The 19,502-nt window shown below is 43.7% G+C and carries 15 protein-coding genes; 3 read left to right on the plus strand and 12 right to left on the minus strand.

Translation table 11 applies throughout. The annotated features are described in order from the left end of the window. Window positions 1–210 precede the first annotated feature (210 nt). Window positions 211–2,340: a hypothetical protein gene (locus ACR64J_RS00050; RefSeq protein ID WP_435949944.1), complete on the minus strand. Its 2,130-nt coding sequence runs from the start codon at window positions 2,338–2,340 to the stop codon at window positions 211–213. 406 nt (window positions 2,341–2,746) lie between these two features. Further along, complete coding sequence (locus ACR64J_RS00055) at window positions 2,747–3,571, minus strand: hypothetical protein (protein ID WP_435949945.1); 825 nt, start codon at window positions 3,569–3,571, stop codon at window positions 2,747–2,749. A gap of 264 nt (window positions 3,572–3,835) precedes the next feature. On the opposite strand from ACR64J_RS00055, the gene ACR64J_RS00060 reads away from it, so the two are divergent. Then, window positions 3,836–4,999: a MalY/PatB family protein gene (locus tag ACR64J_RS00060; protein WP_435949946.1), complete on the plus strand. Its 1,164-nt coding sequence runs from the start codon at window positions 3,836–3,838 to the stop codon at window positions 4,997–4,999. 2 nt (window positions 5,000–5,001) lie between these two features. On the opposite strand, the gene ACR64J_RS00065 is transcribed toward ACR64J_RS00060, so the two are convergent. Further along, window positions 5,002–5,208, minus strand: a complete 207-nt coding sequence (locus ACR64J_RS00065) for a hypothetical protein (protein ID WP_435949947.1) — start codon at window positions 5,206–5,208, stop codon at window positions 5,002–5,004. 258 nt (window positions 5,209–5,466) lie between these two features. Between ACR64J_RS00065 and ACR64J_RS00070 the strand changes: the two genes are divergently transcribed. Further along, entirely contained in the window at window positions 5,467–6,258 is a 792-nt protein-coding gene (locus ACR64J_RS00070; protein WP_435949948.1) for a hypothetical protein, read from the plus strand. Between the two features lie 157 nt (window positions 6,259–6,415). Here the strand turns inward: ACR64J_RS00070 and ACR64J_RS00075 are convergent, their stop codons facing one another. From ACR64J_RS00075 to ACR64J_RS00100, 6 genes are all read right to left on the minus strand, one after another. Beyond that, window positions 6,416–7,582: a reverse transcriptase family protein gene (locus tag ACR64J_RS00075; RefSeq protein ID WP_435949949.1), complete on the minus strand. Its 1,167-nt coding sequence runs from the start codon at window positions 7,580–7,582 to the stop codon at window positions 6,416–6,418. A gap of 181 nt (window positions 7,583–7,763) precedes the next feature. Then, a complete protein-coding gene (locus ACR64J_RS00080; RefSeq protein WP_435949950.1) occupies window positions 7,764–9,047 on the minus strand; it encodes a phosphoribosyltransferase-like protein in 1,284 nt (427 codons plus the stop codon). Window positions 9,048–9,243: 196 nt separating this feature from the next. Then, entirely contained in the window at window positions 9,244–10,812 is a 1,569-nt protein-coding gene (locus ACR64J_RS00085; protein WP_435949951.1) for an FGGY-family carbohydrate kinase, read from the minus strand. 174 nt (window positions 10,813–10,986) lie between these two features. Continuing rightward, the gene (locus ACR64J_RS00090; RefSeq protein ID WP_435949952.1) at window positions 10,987–12,633 is read right to left on the minus strand and encodes a glycerol-3-phosphate dehydrogenase/oxidase; all 1,647 of its coding nucleotides are present in this window, start codon (window positions 12,631–12,633) and stop codon (window positions 10,987–10,989) included. A gap of 226 nt (window positions 12,634–12,859) precedes the next feature. Next, a complete protein-coding gene (locus tag ACR64J_RS00095) occupies window positions 12,860–14,608 on the minus strand; it encodes an FAD-binding oxidoreductase (protein WP_435949953.1) in 1,749 nt (582 codons plus the stop codon). Between the two features lie 179 nt (window positions 14,609–14,787). Continuing rightward, window positions 14,788–15,282: a cupin domain-containing protein gene (locus ACR64J_RS00100; protein ID WP_435949954.1), complete on the minus strand. Its 495-nt coding sequence runs from the start codon at window positions 15,280–15,282 to the stop codon at window positions 14,788–14,790. A 200-nt stretch (window positions 15,283–15,482) separates the two neighbouring features. On the opposite strand from ACR64J_RS00100, the gene guaA reads away from it, so the two are divergent. After that, window positions 15,483–17,102: a glutamine-hydrolyzing GMP synthase gene (gene guaA, locus ACR64J_RS00105; protein WP_435949955.1), complete on the plus strand. Its 1,620-nt coding sequence runs from the start codon at window positions 15,483–15,485 to the stop codon at window positions 17,100–17,102. A 66-nt stretch (window positions 17,103–17,168) separates the two neighbouring features. Here guaA and ACR64J_RS00110 read toward each other — a convergent pair whose 3' ends face one another. Genes ACR64J_RS00110 through ACR64J_RS00120 form a run of 3 tightly spaced genes read right to left on the minus strand, consistent with a single transcriptional unit; the run spans window position 17,169 to window position 19,299 of the window. Further along, window positions 17,169–17,978, minus strand: a complete 810-nt coding sequence (locus ACR64J_RS00110; protein WP_435949956.1) for a hypothetical protein — start codon at window positions 17,976–17,978, stop codon at window positions 17,169–17,171. 8 nt (window positions 17,979–17,986) lie between these two features. Then, the gene (locus ACR64J_RS00115) at window positions 17,987–18,511 is read right to left on the minus strand and encodes a hypothetical protein (RefSeq protein WP_435949957.1); all 525 of its coding nucleotides are present in this window, start codon (window positions 18,509–18,511) and stop codon (window positions 17,987–17,989) included. Continuing rightward, on the minus strand, window positions 18,508–19,299 hold the full coding sequence (locus ACR64J_RS00120) for a TIGR04255 family protein (protein WP_435949958.1): 792 nt from the start codon (window positions 19,297–19,299) through the stop codon (window positions 18,508–18,510). Before ACR64J_RS00120 ends, ACR64J_RS00115 begins: the two co-directional genes overlap by 4 nt. Window positions 19,300–19,502 lie beyond the last annotated feature (203 nt).

A 19,502-nucleotide genomic window follows, 5' to 3' on the forward strand; every position in this document is an offset into this window, starting at 1 on the left:
CGTTCTTTAGCATGAGCGCGGTACTTATCTACTGGAAAATGACGGTTGGGTTTTAGAATATAGGGTTTGATAGGAGTAACTAAAAAGAGGAGAACTGAGCTTTATAAGTGACTATTAAATAAAAATAAACGCTTATTAGACGTCTTTAATCAACGTAAAGCCCTGCAATTGCAGGGCTTTTTTTATCGGGTTAAATGATATTAACTTTGTCTACCAAGCAAAAGTCACGCCGCCACGTGCGCCCACTTTACCTGTATCAAGCCCTACGCCGGCACCAGCTGAGATGGTCATACTATCACTGACGCGCCCAGCAAAAGAGGTGCTTAGCGCTGAGCCATTATTATAATAACCGGTACCAAAGGTCATAGCATAGCGTTTACCTGAGGGGATAACTGGGGTCTCAAGCGCTAAAGCCATAGCGATGCCGTCTTCGGCTTCATCCAAGCGGTCTTCATGACGATTGTACTCGCTACGCAGATCACTAATCTGTCTTGAGTTATTAGCAGATGCTACTCCTAGATTAGCCACTTGCGTATTGGTATTGGCAAGCTGGGAGTTGGTATTAGCCAGCTGATTGGCGGTAGCCAGTGAGTCTACAGTAACGCTTGCGCCCAAGGTACCGTTGGCGTCGGTAGTAACAATGTTAGTCGACCCTGACTGTGAAGCGGTACTGGCTTGAATTTGACCTGCGCCACCAAGAGCAATCTGGTTATCGTTTGCGGCAGATGCTTGATTACCGATAGCGATACTGTTTAAACCACCTGCTGCTGCCGCCTCACCGACTGCGGTAGAGCGTACGCCAGTTGCCGATGCCAAGTGACCAAAAGCTTGTGCGCGTTCAGCGCTAGCAGTCGACTGCCAACCTACTGCGGTTGCGCCTGCTTGCGTCGCTTGCGCTTGCGCGCCAATAGCGGTTGAGGACGTACCAGAAGCCGTCGTTTGACGAATACTGCTTCTATCTCCGCCAATAGCCACACCATCGAGACCTGAGGCGACTGAGTTGTTACCAATAGCGACCGCATTGTCTGAACTAGCGGCAGCGGACTCACCAACAGCGGTAGAGCGTAGACCGCTCGCATTGGCGAGATGACCAAAGGCCTGCGCGCGCTCAGCAGTGGCTTTTGATTGCCAACCGATAGAGGTTGAACCTAGACCTGCTGCATTGGCCTGACCACCGACTGCTGTCGCTGAATTATTACCAGCGTTCGCGGTATTGCCGATGGCGACGGTGTCGTTATCGCCGCCAGCGGTAGCCGCTTCGCCTACTGCTAGCGATCTTACCCCATTTGCTTGAGCCAAATGACCAAAAGCTTGCGCGCGTTCGGCATTAGCCCCTGACTGCCAACCGATGGCGGTTGCGCCAGCACCCGTAGCAACTGATTCGCCGCCTACAGCAGTCGTAGAGTTGCCTTGAGCACTAGCACCAGCACCAATAGCCACAGCATCATTACCATTGGCATTTGATCCAACACCGTCTTCGTCCAAGTTTCCATCATTATTTATATCATTATTACCACCAATAGCGATGGCACCATTGCCTGTAGCCGTTGCATCCTCACCAACGGCGACTGATTGCACACCAATTGCGGAAGTCTGATGCCCAAGCGCTGTTGAACGATTGCCTTGAGTAACCGCTTGCCAACCAATAGCAGTAGCGCCAGGACCACTAGCAGATGACTCACCGCCGACTGCAGTGGTTGAGTTGCCGTTAGCGTTGGCTTGATCGCCAAGCGCTAGGGCATCCACTCCTGTAGCGGTAGATTGATTGCCAATGGCCGTTGAGTTGGCACTTAGTGCTCGAGAATCTTCACCAACTGCTAAAGACAAATCGCCGGTAGCGGTGGCTTGATGACCAAAAGCTTGTGCCTGTGCGCCAGTAGCGTTTGACTGCCAACCAATAGCAGTTGCGCCTGCACCCTCTGCAATTGACTCACCACCAATGGCGGTCGTTGAGTTGCCCAAGGCTTGTGCGCCGGCGCGCGAGCCATCTTCAGACACACCGCCGCCAAGCGCGACGGCATCAACACCGTCAGCTTGGGAGTTGGCACCAATTGAGATAGCGTTTTCAAACGAGGCAAAGGCAGTGTTACCGATTGCTATAGCGTTTTCATCTGACGCAAAAGCGTTTTGACCGACGGCGGTGGCATTGTCGGCGAAAGCGCTAGTGTTAGGGCCACAAGCTAGAGCGTCTGTGCCGAAGCTAGTCGCGCCTCCTGTATCACCGCTGTCTAATTGACATTCAGCTGCCATAACAGTGTTAGCACTTAAAGAGGCGGCGGCAATAGCTAAGGTTAGAGCACTAATTTTAAGTGCTGAGTGTGGAAGAAAGTCCGTTTTCATAGTGTTAAATCCTTTTAAAAAAGCCATCTGGGCTTTGTGGGTAGTTGGGCGATGCTAATAGGTCACAATCCTTGCAATATCAACATCCTCTGTCCTAGATAAAGCATAGAGTCTGCATTATAAATGTAGCACTAATTTTTGATAGTCATTAAACTAATAATAAAATTATGTTTTAAAAGGTCGTTTTAGCCGACGAACAGACAACGACAGTCCAATTTTTGGCAAAACATATTGATTTTGATGCAATTTTTTTATATTGAATACGGTTTAATCTACAAAAAATCATCACAGCTAAAAAAACCCCGCCATATAAACTAAACCGTTCAACATTTGGGGATCAGTTCACATAGCGAGGTCTTATTATTTAATCTGATTTATAGCTGTGCCAATATTATCCAGTGATGGTTTAACGAGCGGATTTGTAGTAGTCAACCAGCATCGTGCCTAATGTGCCGTTGTCATCGATAGTCACTATTCTGACCGTACCCGACTGTGATGCGGTGCTCGATTGTACTTGTCCGGCGCTACCTAAGACGACTTGGTTATTGCCTGCTGCCATTGCGCCATTACCGATAGCGATGCTGTTCATGCCGCCTGCCATAGATTTGTTACCTACAGCTACCGAGTTTGCCCCTTGTGCGGCGGCCGCCTCGCCGACGGCGGTTGAACGAACGCCACTAGCATTGGCGATATGACCAAAAGCTTGCGCGCGCTCGGCAGTGGCTTTGGACTGCCAACCGATAGACGTTGAACCCAGACCTGCGGCATTGGCTTCACCGCCCACAGCCGTTGCTGAGTTTAGACCTGCATTAGCCTTGTTACCGACAGCGACGGTATCGTTGGTGCCTCCTGCCATAGCCGCTTCGCCGACAGCGGTAGAGCGTACGCCGCTTGCACTGGCTAGATGACCAAAGGCTTGCGCGCGTTCGGCAGTCGCTTTGGATTGCCAACCGACAGAGGTTGAGCCGAGACCTGCGGCGTTGGCTTGACCGCCGACAGCTGTCGCTGAATTAAGTCCGGCGTTTGCCATATTACCAATGGCGACGGTGTCGTTGGTGCCAGTAGACATCGCGCTATTACCCAAAATGATGGCCGTACTGCTGGTAGCACTGGCAGTCATCGGTTGAGCCTCGGCGGCGGTTGTCATATTGGAGCAAGCAGCGACGCCTGTGATTGCTAAAGTAAGTACGCTCATTTTGAGTACTGACTGTCGTGAAAAGTCCATTTTCATAATATTAAGTCCTTTTAGATAAGCCATCTTGGCTCAGGTAGTGGTTTGGGCGGGTGCTAATAACTCACAAGTAGTGCACTATCAGCATACTCTGGCATCGATAAACTGATGAGATATAGAGTCCGCCACAGTAATGTAACACTAATTCTTGCGCATCATGCAAGTAATGATAGTGTTAAACTCTCAAAGGTTATTTAAGCCGACGAATGAGCAGTTATAGCCCAAAAACACACTCGCTATTCACTGATATAAAGGAGAATGCCAATGCCATATAATTTCGACGAGATAATCGATAGACGCGGGACGGGATCACTCAAATGGCACTATAGCGATGATACTATTCCGCTGTGGGTCGCTGATATGGACTTTAAAGCAGCCCCGCCTATCTTGGATAGTGTCCAGCGTGTGGTGGATCACGGCATCTTGGGTTATACCAAGCCTACCGACGCTTTGTATGATGCGATTATCAACTGGCATGGTAGTCGTTATGATTTGCAGTTGACGAGGGACAATATCTTATTCTCGCCGGGCGTGGTGCCAAGCCTTGCATTGATGATGCGTATATTTACCGAAGTAGGCGATACGGTACTGGTCAATGATCCCATTTATACGCCGTTTATGACTAAGGTGCAGCAAAATAAGCGCCGGCTTGTGACATCTGCGTTAAAGGAAATAGATGGTAAATATGAATTTAATTTAGCCGATATTGAAGCCAAGATAATCGAGCATAAGGTAAAGCTATACCTGCTATGCAACCCGCATAATCCGGGCGGGCGGGTGTGGACAAAGAGCGAGCTTAAAGCGCTACTGACGCTATGTAAAAAGCATAATGTAGCCATCGTTAGTGATGAGATTCATCAAGATTTAACCTTAAGTGGTCATACGTTTACGCCTTTATTAAAGCTAGCAGAAGCAGCAGGTTACGAGCATAACGTTGTCAGCCTGACCTCCATGACTAAAACCTTTAACGTAGCGGGTATCAAAGGCTCGATGATATTTGCTAAAGATGAAACGCTAATCAAAAAAATCAGCCAGCAGCAGCAGTTTAATGATGAATATGAGCTAAATTTGTTTGCTTATACCGTGATGCAAAGTGCTTATGAAGATGGCGGCGAGTGGCTTGAGCAGGTGCTGGCTTATATAGAAAAAAATATTGAGATTACAATAGACTTTTTAGCAGGGCATTTGCCTGATATTAAGGTGATGCGCCCTGAGGCGTCGTATTTGATTTGGCTGGATTGCTCGGCATACGGTGAGGACAATCAGGCGCTTTATGACAAACTGCGCGAGGCAAAAGTTGAGCTAAACTCGGGAATTAAATATGGTCGCGAGGGACATCTGAAAATGCGTATCAATGTGGCCTGTCCTGAGGCGCTGCTGCGTGAGGGGTTAAATCGGGTTTATGCGGCGTTTAGTGGTGGGGTTTAATCCTAATAATTCTTACATAAAGGATCTTCATATATCAGATGACCAAAAGGCTCGTTTGGATCATTAGTAGCAGGTACAGCTGCACGGGCACAGTTAGGATTATAGTATTTGCTTTGCGTAGCTGAAGTTCGGTCTTCTAAGGGCTTGGCTGTGGTACAAGCATTTAGTAGTAAGCAGGATATAGCGATTAAGATAGGGATGTTACGCATGGTCATAATCCTAGAAGTTCAAATGTAGAAGGCTAATGTTGGTCATAATGGTAGAATAAATTATAAACAAATATTGATTCAGGTTCTAACCAATGTTTATAGCTAGCTGCTGTGTTTATCTAATTGATAATAGCTGATAAATACGTAGCTGCTTTTTATGAAGTGAAGAGTAAAATAGTAGTTAAGGGCTTTATCTTTACTTTATAATCTGCAAAATATAGTTGTATAAAACATACTTAACATTATAGGGAAATTTTGATGAATATGATTTCTAAGCTGACTACGAAGATAGGTGCAGTTAAACAGGATTTGTCTAATAAGAAAGACTTCAAACAGCGTCTAATAGAAGTATGTTCAGATGGTAAGATTACTGAGGCAGAGCTAGAGCTGATCAACAATCTTGCTGAGGAATATAATATTGAAGAAGAGGACTTTAAAAAAGTAAATTCTGCTGCGTACGATGCTGCCTTTAAAGCAATCATTAGCGATGGTGTTATCACAGAACAAGAAGAGCTAGATATCATCGAAACACAACAAACTCTGATGGTGACTGATCAACAAATACCTAAGCAACTTGCCGTTTTACGCAAGCATCAAGAATTGCGCAATATTCAAAAGGGTATTCTACCGTCAGCAAACAGCTTTGGATTAATTCTAAAAGGTGATGAGCAGGTGCATTTTAGAGCACGAGCAAACTTACTTGAAGAAAGAGTTATAAGCAGGAAATATCAAGGTGGATCGTCAGGCGTTAATATTAGAGTAGCAAAAGGTGTGAGTTTTAAAGTAGGGCAACAAAAAGGCCGTTCAGTAAGTGAAAAAGGAATTATCACAGTAGATGAAGGTGACTTTTACGTAACAAGTAAAAGACTGGTTTATAAAGGTGGAAAGAAGAATTTCTCTCTAACTTTTGCACAACTAGTAGGGTATGAGGTGTTCAAAGGTGGTATAGATATAAGTGCTAATAAAGGTAATACTAAAATGCTCAAATTTACAGAAACATTCGATCCCGATATGCTAGAACTACTAATTAGTGTTGCTATAACTCGCTAATTATTGTCATTGGCGAATATCCAGCACTATCTAAAATATTTGCTTTATTTAGAATAGGCTAAAAATAGAATAATATTTACACTGAAAAAAATGATACTGAGTTTAGGGGATAATATAAATACTATAACATTTCGAATATAATAGAATAAATTATCTATTATAATAGATTTTTAATTAATTTCATTTCAGGAGCGTACTCAATCAGCTCTTCCATCATTTTTTTACCATTAGTCTTTTCGATAGAGCTAATATATTTAATTTTACCTTCAAGTCTTAAGAGATAAGTTGCAGGATTCTGAACACCAATCTTTAAACAATGATTAGATAAGCCAAACTTTCTAATATAATATAACTCTTGTCTTACTTTATCTTTATATGATCTAGGCACTCTAATTTGGCGAGAGTCATTTATACAAATTCCAGTAATAATCTGTCTAGAACCTTTAGGACGGTATTTCGTTTTCTGAAAGTTAACCTTAAATCCTTCTTCTCTAAGTACTCTAGATATGTCACTGATTAGAGCACTAGCTTCAACACGACTCTCAATGTCTCCTGACAACACTAAGTCATCCGAATATCTAGTATAAGTTAGATATTTATTATTTGCTATTTCTACTATTTTCTTATCAATATTCTGACTTATAAGATTAGATAATAAGGGACTAGTAGGAGCACCTTGTGGCAAGTGTCCTAGAGACTGTGCTTTTTGATTTAAGGTAGAGCTTGAAAACTTATATTCTTTATCTGTAATCCATCTTTTTGGGTCAGTTAACATCCTTTTATCAGAAAATAATCTAATAGTTCGTGTACAAACTCTTGACAGTATGAAACAGACATAAGGTTTATATCCCAAGTTATTAAAAACGTGAAAAACCTGCCTTTCTGAAATAGATTCGAAAAATCGAGTTATATCTAACTTAACTATATCGTTATTACCGAAATGTTGTGTAGCGTTAAATACATGCCCTTTCTTATTTATATATGCGGTAGAATTATAAGAGATGTTATTAAGGACAAATTCTGAAGAAAGAATTTCTTTATTAATCCATCTTTGAATTTTTAGTAATGATTTTGAAGGAACGCAGATCCATCTCTTACCTCCACTTCTTTTGGAAATTGGAAATACTCTATAATAATCATTAGTTCTATGAACGATAGAATATAAAATGGGATAGGGAGTATCAGTCAATAAAGCTAAATGTTTCAAGCTAAAAATTACTGGTAACTCCTTATTCAGCCTTGTGACATAAGTTTTGAGTTGATTTGTATATTGTGTATTAAAACCTTGATTACTTATATTTTTTAAATAGATGTGATGAGACATCCCTAATCTCCTGCTTTAACCCGCACTTGCGTGCGGGTATCTATCACTCGCTTCGTAGCGAGTTTCCGAAGTAGAAACCCAGAGCGTTAAGCGAAACGAGTGATAGACATCTCGCTTTAAAACAGCTAAATACTAGAACAACGGACTCCGTGCTCCACTAAAGACAAGAATAACTTACTTATTACTCATCTGTACAACCTTCCTTCGAATCAGAAGGCAGTCTACCAAGAAACTGAGGATGCCCATCACACTGAGTAGGGTAATATATAACTTCAGTATTATCAATACCATCATTTGATAAAGATTCTTTCCGACTCTTAAATTCTCTGATTATATTCATACCTAGGGAACTAACTAGAACTTTATTTTCACTCTGATATAAAAAATCTGCATCTAACAAACTATTTACTATCTCTTCTATTTTGCTTTTTTCTACGAGTATTCTTTTAGCTAAATTTTCAATACTAACATTTTTTATTAACAATCCCAGTACAGTCAATTTCAAAGAACTATCTCCATCTAAGCAGTTTTCATCAATAGCATTGTATAAAGATAGAGCTAACTGGTTTTGCCCTGACGCCCATAAAGTACTTCCTAAATCAGCAGTAGAATGATTACCGAAGCTGGGACGTAATTCAATAGGTATGGATCTTTCAGGAAATAAAGGCTTCCATGAATATTTCTTCTTCCATAGAATATTAGGAATATTGTTTGGGCAACCATGCTCAAATACAATATTGGCAGTTGAACCTTTATAACCCATACCCATCTTCTTACAAAGACTACTAACTTCCAAACTAAACATATTTTTTTCGGTTTCAGGAAATATAATTATTATTCTATCTCTATTTTTACTAAAGTATTTAATATTTTTCTGTACTGCTTTTATACCATCAGAGTTAGCTGCATAAATCAACAACCATAACTTTATCTTTTTTAGAGAAATTTTCCGTTTTAGAGAGGCTGGAAAAATATTTTTGTAATAACCAGAGATTCTAACTCCACTTCCACAAAAATCATCTACTAAAACAATATTTTCTATTCCTTGATTATTAATTGTATTTATAGTTGGTATACACTCTATTCTTGACATATTATTCCAAGCTAAGCTAGAACTTACCTTTTCTAGAAAACCTCCTACTCTATCTTCACTTCCATATTTTTTCTTCCTTCCCTCTCTAGAAGGTTTAGAGTTAGATTCAAGTCTACCATCTGACTTTGTTTTTCCATAAAAAACTGAAGCAGGAGTATCTGACTCAGTTACTGGATATACTGCTATTCTTTCTCCTGTACTTTCTACAAGCTTTATCAAACTACTTTCTAAAGCTGTTTCAAATTCTCTGATAGATACATACTTTAAGGAATCTAAAAGTTCTTTCGCAATATTCTTATCGTAAGTAGTTTCAAATTGCGATATCCACTCTTCAGATAACCTTGTTTGAGACAGTCTTGTATAGTTTTTCATTTTCAAAGTCCTTTTTTTTATACTTATATATTTTACTTTAAAATTTTGAGCGAGAAGAGTGGTTTGAATCAATTGTAGCCGACTGAACCTATAATGCATATACAAGCAAAAGGCGCGATTAGCTCCCACAACATATCAGCCAAAACCCCTCACCTTTTAACCACTCCCAATAGCCGACACCTCAAACCTGCTTAGACTACTTGGCAGGATATCCTGTGATGTCTTGAATGCTTTGGTATAAGGGTTTCAGGCGCTCGTACATCTTCAGATAGACTTCGTTATACAGGCGCTTATAGAGTTGTACGTTGGCTTCAATAGGTAAGAATTTGTCGCCTAAATGGGTCATGGCTTCGCTAGCCGTAGCGTGGTCGGGATAGACGCCGAGACCCACCGCGCAGTTGATGGCCGCGCCGAGGCCAGTGGCATCGAAAGTGTGCGGTCGGTAGGCGGGCATGGCAAAGATGTCGGCGGTGAGCTGCATGGCGGCGTCGCTTTGGGAGCCGCCACCTGAGACGCGCAGGTGTTTGATGGGTTTGCCAGTGCGCCTTGAAATGGTATCAAAGCCGAGTTTGAGCTCGTAAGCCAGTCCTTCTAAGATAGCGCGGTATACATGCGCGCGGGTATGCACATCGCCAAAACCGATGAGCGCGCCTTTGCCTTCAAGCCCCGGATGACGGACGCCGGGTGACCAATAGGGCTGCATGATGAGTCCCATACAGCCTGCTGGAATGTCTTTGACGGCGGCATCGAGGAGCTTTTCGGTGTCGATGCCTTGGGTTTTGGCAAGTTGTTGCTCGTAGTGGGCGAATTGCTCTTTGAACCAGCTGACCATCCAAAAACCGCGATAAATCATGTACTCGTGGTTGTAGTAGTGCGGGGCGGCGGCGGTGTAGGCGGGCATGTGCTTGAGGATTTCGACGTAATCGGGGGAGATGGTATTGATAGTGGCGGTGGTGCCAAAGCTAAGACATGCGGTATCGGCGGCCAGACCTGCTGCGCCAAGGGCTTCGCAGGCTTTGTCACTGGCGGCGGCAATCATTGGCGTGCCTTGGGGTATGCCGGTGGTCTCGGCAGCTTTGGCGCTTATCTTACCGAGAGTTTGGCTTGGCGGGACGATTTTGGGCATTTGCTTGGGGGTACAGCTAAACAGTCGCCATTTGAGGTCTTTGGGTTTGAGCCATTTTTGTGCTTTGTAGTCGTAAGGCAGGTAGCCGACCGCGTGACCGTTTGAGTCGATAAGTTCATTTGTAAGCTGATAAGTGAGGTAGGCGGAGAGATTGACGTAATGCGCGGTCTTTGCCCACATCTCAGGTTCGTTTTGCGCGAGCCAATTACAGCGCGCTTTTTGCTGCGCGTCTTTGACCAGCTCGCCCATGCCGATGATTTTGGTGAGCGGGTTTAAAAAACCAATATCACCAGTTTCAGCGCGGCGCAAATCCATCCAAACGATAGCAGGACGTAGCGGCTGCATGTCTTTATCAAGGCAGATCATAGTATAGCGCTGGGTGGCGAGACTGACGCCGGCGATTTGTTCAGGTTTAATCTCGCAGCTTTGCCATAATTGCTGGCAGGCTTCCGTCAGCTTTTGCCAATAGTAATCGGCGTGCTGCTCGGCATAATTGGGCTGCTCGGAGAAATACGGCTCGATAGGCACGCGGGCTTTGGCAATCTCGCTGCCGAATTGATCAAAGATAAGCGCGCGGACGCTTTGGGTGCCGTTGTCGATAGCTAAGAAATAAATCGGGTTTGCAGAATTATCGGTCATAGTTGTCCTTAACTATACTCAGTTCTAGTTAAAACTGATACACATTTGCTATATGCTGCTGGGATGAATTTTGCGCAGCCTCTGGAGTGACGAAGTCGCACAGCAAGCAAGGAAAATTTATACCAGCCGCACAGCATAACTCTTAAAGTATCTTAAATGTAGGTATAAAAAACACTAAGCCGCAGGCAAATGGTAATAGCGTTGCCATAACTCGGTATAGCGAGCGACTTCTTGTTGCCACTTTTGCTCATCCCAGCCCAGCTCATTTTGGCAAATTTGCTTAAGTCTCGCGCTGATTAAAGGGGTCATCGCGCCATGCGGCAGGATCAAACCTAAGCGCGTGCGTCTTAATAACAAGTCATCTAAATGTATGACTTGCTCAAAGCGTGCGGCAAAGCGAATTTCGGCCCAAATAGTGTTGCTATCGGTGACATAAGCTAAGTCTTCTTCATGCGCCAGCTCTAATAAATTATCGAGCTGTAGACCGTAAAACCCTTGCAAGCGCTGCTGTAGAGATTTTGGTAAAGTGGCGAATTTGGGATGGGTTGGGGTTTTATTACTAAAAACTTGGTCGCCATTTATGGCTTGCTCTTGAGTAGTCGTGTCATCAAGCGCGAGCACTTGTTGACACTTTTCAAGCACATCAAGGGCAATTAGGCGAAAGGTAGTCAGCTTGCCACCACTGACGGTCACCAGATTATTATCGAGCCAAACGCTATGATCGCGCTTTTCTTTACTGGGGCTGACGCGTTTGCCATCGCCGCTATCGGATATCAGCGGACGCACGCCTGCCCACGTGCTGATGACATCTTCTCGATTGAGATCGGTATCATCAAATAATGAGTTAGTTGCTGCTAGTAGATAATCGACCTCGGCGCTAGTGATACCGACTTCTTCGTCATTAAGTGGCGGGTGATCCAAATCGGTAGTCCCTAGCACAGTGCGGTTCTCCCACGGAAAGACGAATACCGCTCTTTTATCAGTAGGATGCAAGAAGGTATAAGCTTGCGAGGTAGGCAAGCGCTCTTGACTGACCACTAAGTGACTACCGCGTGAGGGACGTATTTGCTTTTTGAAGCTTTGCTCGGTTTCATTACTGGCTTGCATACGTAAGGTATCGGCCCAAGCGCCTGTGGCACTGACCACTACTTTGGCGTGAACCTTATAGGTTTGATCTTTATCTTTAGAAGCGGTGTCTTTTAAAGTTGCGCCAACGACTAAGCCTTGCTCATTAGTGATGAGCGACTCGGCTTTGAGATAATTAATAACGTGCGCGCCGTCATGGGTAGCCTCACCAAGTACACGCATGACTAAGCGCGAATCATCGGTGACGGCATCGCTAAACTGGCTGGCACCCAAAAATTTATCTTGCTTGATATTAGGATTCAGACGTAAAAAAGCGTCCCTTTTAAAGTATTTAAAATAACGTTTGCCCGCTATTCTGTCATAGACTCTTAATAAGGTATTAAATATCCAGGGCGGTGGAAACTTGCCTTTATAATGCGGCATGACGTAGTGCATCTCGTTGACCAGACCGTCTGCTTCAGTGAGCATACGCTCACGCTCACGGACGCTAAGTAAGGTGGTTTTGTAGTCGCCCGAAGCTATGTAACGCAATCCGCCATGTACCATTTTGCTAGAGCGGCTGGAGGTGCCCCAAGCAAAGTCTTTTTGCTCGATAAGTAATACCGCTAGACCACGCCTTGCCGCTTCACGCGCAATGCCCGCCCCAGTAATACCGCCGCCGATAATGAGCATATCCCAAGGTTCAGATCGTGCTAGAGGCGCGAGGGCTTGCTGGCGTTGTTTGCTTTGAGTCATAAACCATTCTTCTTAATTAATAATTTATTAGACATAGTTGATTTCAAATAAACTAAGCCCTTTGTATTATGACGCGTGACTGGTATAAATTTTCCTTGCTTGCTTGCTTGCTTGCTTGCTTGCTTGCTGTGCGACTGCGTCACTCCAGAGGCTGCGCAAAATCAAGACCAGCCGCGCTGTAACGCTCTTCTATCAAACTGGCTATAAACAAAGCTCTTAATTAAAATTACTCTTCGAGCAACACACCCGGGTTCATACGCTGCTCAGGATCCAAGCTTTTGAGCATATCACGAGTCACTTGAATGCCAAGCTTACCTTTTTCGGCAGCCAGATACGGGGCATGATCGCGACCGACGCCATGCTGATGTGATATCGTCGCTTTGCCATTAGCCACGCTAGTACTTGCCGCATGTTTGATTTTTTGCCAGCGCTGTAAGGTGGTTGCATGATCTTTGGCGGCGCGGAAAAAGTAGGTGGTATAAAGACTTGCGCCTTGCTTATAAACGTGCGAGATATGGGTAAAGGCCATGACTTTCTCGCCTTCATCAGCGAGTGAGTTTCTGACCGCCTCTTGCATCTGCGCCATTTGCTCGTCGATATGGATCCAGTTGGTGGCGGTCTCAAAGGTATCAACCATAATGCCTTTATCCCAAAGCGTACCGCGCAGATAAGGGAACTTAAAACGCCCGTGCACCCAGACGCTGCCCATAATATCGGTGATTTTGCCCGTGACACTACCATTTTGCTTTAACAGTTTATTAAACTGAGTTAGCGCTAATTTATTCTGCGCTTTATCGCCTGAGAATCCATAAGTGAGCATTACCTTTTCTGAGCTCAGCCCGCGCGCTTTTAGATAAGTGCTAATCGCTAAAAACTGACTTGGCGTAGTACCTAGATGCAAATGTGCGTCAGTCTCGACCGCATTACTTAACCGTAGCATAGACAAGCGAATATCTTGTTGCACTGCTTGTTTAAGTACCGCTTTACCCGCTTCCCAATTCGGTAAAAAGGCCACTTTAAAAAGCTCTTCCTCAGGTTGCGATTGCACGCGCATTTTTACCTCGGTAAAGATACCCGCGCGACCCTCAGTGCCCATCATCATCTCACGCAGATCAGGCCCTGCCGAGGATGCAGGAATATCAGCAATCTCTAGCACGCCTTGCGGGGTCACTAAAGTGCCGCCAGCGAACATCTGCTCGATGCGCCCGTAGCCTAAGGACTGCTGACCACTAGAGCGCGCGGCAATCCAACCACCAAGTGTCGACAGCTCCCACGACTGCGGATAATGCCCTAAGCGATAACCATGCTCATCCAATTGCGCCTCAACCGCTGGTCCTTGCGTACCGGCACCAAAAGTAGCAATTTGGCTCTCCCTATCTAGGTCGATAAGTTGATCCATTTTACTCATAGCGATTGTTAACACGGGACGCGCGCCCTGTTGCGGATTGATGTGTCCAGCTACAGACGTGCCGCCGCCGAAAGGAATGACAATCAAGTCGTGCTCTTGGGCTAATTTAAGTAATTGCTCGACATCATTGGTCGATTTTGGGTGCGCCACGCCGTCAGGGAACACTTCAAAGTCGCCGCCATGCATCGCAATCCAATCAGGAAAGCTCTGTCCGCGGGCGTGTCTAAGTCTAACTTCGCTATCAGTCGTCACTATATCTAAATCAGTAAGCTCAGCAGGCAAACGTGATTGTGGTACAGTTTTTAGCACTTGTTGCAGGCTAACTGATTTGAGTTTTTTGGTTTTGCCAATGTGGGATTTGATCAGTTTTGCGCCATGCGGCGAGACTTTTTTATTAATATTGACGTTGCCCCAACCATTCCAGCGCGTTTGCTCGATGGGGGTGTTGGTTTTGGAAGTCATATCTAAACTGGTGTTGTCGGCGTTTTCGCTATCAGAGGTGATTGCGAGAGGCGCAGCGTTATCGACTTTAGGGCTTTTACGGATAAGAGATTTGAGTTTGCTCATAGAGACATACCTGTCGAGTTATAATCGTAATATTTTGAATGGCAGTGAGTCTATACAAGATGCTAAAACTCAACTAATGACTAAACCAAATAATAAGTCACCATACTAATTTTTCTAGATAATCGCAATACAAAAAACTATTCTTTATAAGTTTATCTTTCGCTCTATCCATTATTTATTTAGACCCTACCTAAATCTACCAAATCGACAAATTCCTTTTCTCCATGGATCTTATACATTCTGCGTTTGATATCGGGATAATTGGTGATATCAATCGGCGGTCTACTACCACCCATTAGATACACCGCGTCATTATCACTATCATTACGCATCGAGTGCGCCGCACCGTGCGCTGGAAAACCAACAAAATCGCCTGCACTTAATGGATAACTCTCGTCGCCATAACGCAGTGATAGCTCGCCTTCTAGCACATAAATAAATTCGTCTGACTCTTCATGATAGTGGTGCTGGGTGGTCTCATCGCCCGGCTCAACGCGTACCAGATGCAGACCAAAAGTGTTCAGTCCAACGATGTCACTTAGAGATACCGTATGGCGAATAGCGTTTTCGTTAAACTGATGCACGTGTCTGGTTTCGGGAATAGCGCCAATATCGGACTTAGTAAGGATATAGTCTTTTGGGTTGTCAAATTTAGGTTTGGCTGTTTTGCTCACGAGCTGTCTCCATTATTGTTATATCAAAATTATAGTAACGAATAACCCAAGGGTTTATGTATTAAATTAGCGCACTTGTATGATTGCCGATGCGAAAAGGTACTCTTTTATGTTGCACAATCGATGTTATCAGTCGCGCATACTCGTCTTATTCTTGCTAAAATACGCTTATTTTTCTGCTTTTACCATTGGACAATATTATGACCCCTGCCGCCAATAATTCTGCAATTCCAACTATCAAAGAAGACCGCATCCTTATCCTTGATTTTGGCTCGCAATATAGCCAGTTGATCGCCCGCCGTGTGCGCGATTCTGGCGTTTTTTGTGAGATGTTCCCTTATGATATCGACACTCAGCGTATCATCGATTTTGGCGCAAAAGGCGTCATCCTATCGGGTGGTCCTGAGAGCGTCCATGCAGAGAACAGCCCGCGTATCAATGATGCCGTGTTTGAGTTAGGCGTGCCTGTACTTGGCATTTGCTACGGTATGCAAGCGATGGCGGACCGTTTCGGCGGTAAGGTACATGCCAGCGATATTCACGAGTTCGGCGCAGCGACAATCAATGTAAACGGTCACTCACAGCTTACTGATGGCATAGAAGACAGCACTACGGAAAACAGCACAGCCAATCTAAATGTCTGGATGAGTCATGGCGATAAGGTGGTTGAAGCACCCAAAGGCTTTGAGATTATCGCCAGCACGCCCAGCTGTCCGATTGCGATTATGGCGGATGATGATAAGCACTATTACGGTCTCCAGTTTCATCCAGAGGTCACCCATACGCTACAAGGGCAAGCGCTACTCGGTCGCTTCGTGCATCAAATCTGCGACTGCTCTGGCGAGTGGACACCAGACAATATCGCTGATATGCGTATCGCGCAACTCAAAGAGCAAATCGGTGATAAGCAAGTCCTGCTTGGTCTCTCAGGTGGCGTCGATAGCTCGGTGGTGGCGGCACTACTGCATAAAGCGATTGGTGATCAGCTCACTTGTGTGTTTGTCGATAATGGCTTGCTGCGTCTGCACGAAGGCGATCAAGTGATGCAAGTCTTCGCGGAAAACATGGGTGTCAAAGTCATCCGTGTCGATGCTGAGGATCTATTTTTAAACGCGCTAGCAGGCGAGTCTGATCCTGAAGCCAAACGCAAAATCATCGGCAAAACCTTTATCGATGTCTTCGCCGATAGCGCGCGCCAAGTTAGCGAACAAAGCGATGGCAAAGAGATTGAGTTCTTGGCGCAAGGCACGATTTATCCAGACGTTATCGAATCAGCCAAATCGCATCAAGGCAAAGCGCATGTCATTAAGAGCCACCATAACGTCGGCGGACTGCCCGATGATTTGGCCTTTAAACTTATCGAGCCATTACGTGATCTGTTCAAAGATGAAGTGCGTAAACTGGGTATCACCCTTGGCTTACCTGAGAAAATGATTTATCGTCATCCATTCCCAGGGCCGGGTTTGGGCGTACGTATCCTCGGCGAAGTCAAAAAAGAATACGCCGATATCTTACGCCTTGCTGATGCGATATTTATGCAAGAGCTTGAGCGTTCAGGTTGGTACGACAAAACCGCGCAGGCCTTTGCAGTATTTCAGCCGATCAAATCGGTCGGGGTGGTCGGTGACGGTCGTCGCTATGCGTGGGTGATTGCGTTACGTGCGGTCGAGACCGTGGACTTTATGACCGCGCGCTTTGCCCATCTGCCCTATGAGCTGATTGAAACGGTGAGTAATCGCATTATGAACGAGATTAAAGACGTCTCGCGCGTCACTTATGACGTGTCGAGTAAACCGCCGGCTACTATTGAGTGGGAGTAGGGTTGTTTAGTTTAATGATTGGTTTTAGATAACATAAAACACTCAACTTGTTGGGTGTTTTTTTGTCTAAATTCTTGTATCAGGTGGTAAAGGGTTACTTTCTTCGTATGAAAGATAGTCAAAATTGATACGTTGATATTGACGCAAAGTACCTAAAGAAATTTGAAATTCAGTACCTACTTTAGAAACAGAAACGTCCATTCCAGCATCTTTCAATATATCAGCATAGTCATTAAGTACATCAGTAGCAAAGGTAATAGACTGTTCGCCAGAAGTTATACCTAACAAATTCACTGAATAAGTCTCACCATCGTTAATATCCCGATTTGGATAAATCTCAACATATATACCAGTTAAATAGTCATTAGCTCGTTTAGCAATCTTTTTTCTTTTACCTTTCTTGTCAGAAAATGCGATTAGCTGATCAAACTTCGTAGGTAATGCAGGTCTCTTATAACGACCTGCTAACCAATCTACATATTGATTTAGATTTTCCTCTGAAAAGTTAATTGAGCTATCAGGAGTGTGTTCTTCAAGAAGTTGTTTTTCTATTTGTATCTTTTCATGAGCTTGCAGTTTTAAATTGATTTTCTCGTCAGAGCTGTTTGAGTTTGCTTCTATATGAAGTACTCTAGGATGACGATTATGGCTATATTGTTTACTAAACTCTCCAGCTCGTAAAAGCCGTACAATAGATAATTCAATATATTCTTCTTGAGAAGATGCAACGTCGCACGATTGTGAAGCCACAACTAATAAGTCATTAGCAGATATAGTGAACTTACTATTCATATCACCTATCAGCTTTGCAACTGATTCGGAATCAATAAAGCTGCCTTGTCGCCATCCTAATGCTTCGAGTACGGAACGCTGCATTTATACCTCTAAATCAAACCTACTTCAGGCGTCAATGATTGGTGAGCAAGACGTCGACCTGCAAAAATTATTTTTTCTCTATCAAGCTCTTTATCTGTCAACATTTGCATCACGCTAGTAGAACCTATAATAGGGGTAAACAGCTTTTCTTTATCAGTAGGAAGCTTATTGTAATTCCAGTCTTCTGCGATAACGCTTAACTCAAACACTCTTTGTCTATCTTTTTCTTTACTAATCCCTTGCTTCTCCCAGTTGTACAGCGTTTTTCTTGAGACACCAACAAGGTTAGCAAGCTCTTCATCACTCAAATCAAAATACTCTTTTATTGTCGAAAGCTGAGACTGACGAGTATTGTACTTAACATTAATACTGGAGCCGCTTGATCGACTCATCTTATCTACCACGTAGCGACTATCATCGTAGCTGGTTGATTTTTTAGAAGCATAGGTTGGAGTAGTGGCAAGAATAGAGGCGCCTATAAGAGCGGTAGTAATACTTTTGTTCCAATTAGATCCATAACTATTTGGTCTCATTTCCATGCCTCCTTGGCTTTTTCTGTTGTTACATTCCAAAATGCTTTTCTACTGATTTTGTGCATGCTCGCAAGCTTACTGAGTATTAAGTCCTTATCAAAATCTAATGGCCCTGACTCTTCTTCTTGAGCATCCCATACATGGTCGATATCTAAAAGTAGTCTTTTCACAGGTTTATCAGAAGTCTTTTGCATTGCAACAGGTAAGTTTTCCGCATCAGGCCAAACTAAAACCCTATCTTCACCATATATTGAACGAATAAAAATAGCGCCTTCTTTCGTTTTCCATAAGGTTTCATTGGTCTGTCTTAATAAATTTCCTGATAGCATTAAGTCATCGTTGTTATATAGCCTAGGCTGAACGAAATCTTCGATTGATCCCTTATTTTCAATATCGAAAATAGTATCACTATAGCGCAAGCCAAGACCCAAACAGAGGCTCGGATCAACGACGTCTATAATAGTTTGTAATAAGAAATCACAGTACTCTTTAAACCCATCGAAACGTTCGTATTCACTAGTCATAAATAATAAACGATTCTGATTAACCGAAGCTGCTGTATGACTGTTTTTGGAGATAAATTCCCAGTTGGCTTGAGCCTGTACGCTAATTCCGTTAGGCGAAACCGTAATATCTTGGGTTTCCGTGTTTTTTGATATGGGTAGCTTATTTCTCAAAGCATCTTGAATCTTGGGTATATATTCCTTTATATCTAGTATAGGAGAAAATCTAAATTCTGCTAATACAAAGACTAAAGGCTGATTCGATAACTTTTTGTAGTCACACATAACGAACTCTCAGTAAGCTGATAAGTCTATTTAAAGTTACTATATAATACACATTATGTGTAATTAGTTGTGTAATTTTTGGAAATTAATTAAGAAGTGAAAGAGCTGATTACCAAGCAACCTATGAGTATTACTTAGTTTGTATGACTTTAAGAGCTATTCAAGTCAAAAAAAGCAGCACCCCAAAAGAGCACTGCCATTAT

Origin of the sequence: Psychrobacter sp. DM8 (genome assembly GCF_051307025.1) — a bacterium.
Taxonomy (GTDB): Bacteria; Pseudomonadota; Gammaproteobacteria; order Pseudomonadales; family Moraxellaceae; genus Psychrobacter.

What these genes read in the sequence shown, in the direction of transcription:
- ACR64J_RS00115 (WP_435949957.1), bottom strand. Translation starts at nt 18,511, where the DNA reads ATGAGACCAAATAGTTATGGATCTAATTGGAACAAAAGTATTACTACC.
- ACR64J_RS00090 (WP_435949952.1), bottom strand. Translation starts at nt 12,633, where the DNA reads ATGACTCAAAGCAAACAACGCCAGCAAGCCCTCGCGCCTCTAGCACGA.
- ACR64J_RS00050 (WP_435949944.1), bottom strand. Translation starts at nt 2,340, where the DNA reads ATGAAAACGGACTTTCTTCCACACTCAGCACTTAAAATTAGTGCTCTA.
- ACR64J_RS00060 (WP_435949946.1), top strand. Translation starts at nt 3,836, where the DNA reads ATGCCATATAATTTCGACGAGATAATCGATAGACGCGGGACGGGATCA.
- ACR64J_RS00085 (WP_435949951.1), bottom strand. Translation starts at nt 10,812, where the DNA reads ATGACCGATAATTCTGCAAACCCGATTTATTTCTTAGCTATCGACAAC.
- ACR64J_RS00120 (WP_435949958.1), bottom strand. Translation starts at nt 19,299, where the DNA reads ATGTGTGACTACAAAAAGTTATCGAATCAGCCTTTAGTCTTTGTATTA.
- ACR64J_RS00110 (WP_435949956.1), bottom strand. Translation starts at nt 17,978, where the DNA reads ATGCAGCGTTCCGTACTCGAAGCATTAGGATGGCGACAAGGCAGCTTT.
- guaA (WP_435949955.1), top strand. Translation starts at nt 15,483, where the DNA reads ATGACCCCTGCCGCCAATAATTCTGCAATTCCAACTATCAAAGAAGAC.
- ACR64J_RS00065 (WP_435949947.1), bottom strand. Translation starts at nt 5,208, where the DNA reads ATGCGTAACATCCCTATCTTAATCGCTATATCCTGCTTACTACTAAAT.
- ACR64J_RS00075 (WP_435949949.1), bottom strand. Translation starts at nt 7,582, where the DNA reads ATGTCTCATCACATCTATTTAAAAAATATAAGTAATCAAGGTTTTAAT.
- ACR64J_RS00080 (WP_435949950.1), bottom strand. Translation starts at nt 9,047, where the DNA reads ATGAAAAACTATACAAGACTGTCTCAAACAAGGTTATCTGAAGAGTGG.
- ACR64J_RS00070 (WP_435949948.1), top strand. Translation starts at nt 5,467, where the DNA reads ATGAATATGATTTCTAAGCTGACTACGAAGATAGGTGCAGTTAAACAG.
- ACR64J_RS00055 (WP_435949945.1), bottom strand. Translation starts at nt 3,571, where the DNA reads ATGAAAATGGACTTTTCACGACAGTCAGTACTCAAAATGAGCGTACTT.
- ACR64J_RS00095 (WP_435949953.1), bottom strand. Translation starts at nt 14,608, where the DNA reads ATGAGCAAACTCAAATCTCTTATCCGTAAAAGCCCTAAAGTCGATAAC.